Raw genomic sequence first — 1,062 nt, 5'->3', positions numbered from 1 at the left:
CGATGGATTCTGGCGCGGCTGCGCAACCAACGCTTCTTTTCGTTGGCGGAGCTGAACGCAGCCATCAAAATCCTCGTCGTCGAACTCAATGCCCGACAGATGCGCGACTTTGGCGCCAGCCGCGCCGAACTGTTCGCCGAACTCGACAAGCCCAAGCTCACAAAGCTGCCGGACCAGGCTTACGCTTTCGCGCACTGGAAGCGCTGTCGGGTCGGCCCCGACTATCATATCGAGATCGACGGACACTGGTATTCCACGCCGTATCGGCTCATCCGTGAGCTCGTCGATGCGCGCATTGACGACAGGACGGTCGAGATCTTCCACAACGGCCGCAGGATTGCCAGCCACGCTCGCGCGCCCAACCGGCGGGGCCACACCACCATCGCCGACCACATGCCCAGCGCCCATCGGCGCTACGGCCAATGGACGCCCGCCAGAGTGATCGCCGCCGGTGAGCGGATCGGTCCGTCGACCGCCGCCTTCTTCCAGGCCGTGATCGCGGCCCGGCCGCATCCCGAGCAAGGCTTTCGCACCTGCCTCGGCATTCTGTCGCTGGCCAAAAGCTACAGCGCCGAGCGCGTCGACGCGGCCTGCCGGCGCGGCATTCTGATCAAGGCGCGATCCGTCGCCTCGATCCGCTCCATCCTCCAGAACGGCCTGGATCGCACCTTTCTCGACGAGCCCTCCGAACCCCAACCCCTGCGCCACGGCAACATCCGCGGCCGGGATTATTTCCACTGAAGCCAAGGAGACCTGTATGCTCAACCATCCCACCCACGAACGCCTGATCGAGCTCGGCTTGAGCGGCATGGCCAAGGCCTTCGAGGAGCAGCGCCGATCACCTGATCTCGAAGCCTTGCCGTTCGAAGATCGCATCGGCCTGCTGGTCGACCGGGAAGCCGCGGAACGCGACACCAGGCGGCTCACCACGCGCCTCAAGCTGGCCGCGCTCCGCCAGAATGCCTGCGTGGAGGACGTCGATTTGCGCACGCCGCGGGGGATCGACCGGGCCGTCTTCGCCAAGCTCGTCAGCGGCGACTGGATCGATCGCCACGAGAATTT

The 1,062-nt window shown here is 65.3% G+C and carries 1 protein-coding gene and 1 pseudogene; both read left to right on the top strand.

The window, feature by feature from the left end:
• Positions 1-741 (top strand): annotated as a pseudogene (locus tag AAFX91_RS41910) (IS21 family transposase); the annotation flags it as partial.
• Positions 742-757: 16 nt separating this feature from the next.
• Positions 758-1,062: ATP-binding protein (locus AAFX91_RS41905; protein ID WP_394570377.1), on the top strand; the 305-nt coding region annotated here is incomplete at its 3' end.

Origin of the sequence: Bradyrhizobium sp. 31Argb (genome assembly GCF_043638955.1) — a bacterium.
Lineage (GTDB): Bacteria > Pseudomonadota > Alphaproteobacteria > Rhizobiales > Xanthobacteraceae > Bradyrhizobium.
The sequence above is the reverse complement of the archived record's forward strand: the minus strand, read 5'-3'. Positions and strand labels throughout refer to the sequence as shown.